Source organism: Myxococcus sp. AM011, assembly GCF_013372595.1.
Classification (GTDB): domain Bacteria; phylum Myxococcota; class Myxococcia; order Myxococcales; family Myxococcaceae; genus Myxococcus; species Myxococcus eversor.
Genome location: NZ_JABXEM010000680.1, coordinates 1 through 318, shown reverse-complemented (window position 1 = coordinate 318; position 318 = coordinate 1). Strand labels below are relative to the sequence as shown.

The 318-nt window shown below is 67.6% G+C and carries 1 protein-coding gene; it reads left to right on the top strand.

Features of this window, described 5'->3' with window-relative positions; all coding sequences use genetic code 11:
- Positions 1 to 318: AMP-binding protein (locus HUW62_RS48005; RefSeq protein ID WP_176438254.1), on the top strand; the 318-nt coding region annotated here is incomplete at both ends.

The window sequence follows — 318 nt, the reverse complement described above, 5'->3', positions numbered from 1 at the left end:
ACGTCTGGCTCCACGCCGCTCCCGTCGCCTTCGACGCCTCCACCCTCGAAATCTGGGGCGCCCTCCTCCACGGCTCCAAGCTCGTCCTCGCTCCTCCTCACTCGCTGTCTTTGGAAGAGCTGGGCTCTCTGCTCGTCCGCGAGGGCATCACCTCGCTCTGGCTCACCGCTGCTCTCTTCGAGCAGATGGTTGCCACTCAGCCCGTTGCGCTTGCCGGTGTCCGCCAGGTCCTCGCCGGTGGTGACGTCCTTCCGCCGTCCCGCGTCCGCGAGCATCTCGCTCGCATCCCTTCGGGCCACGTCCTCGTCAACGGCTACG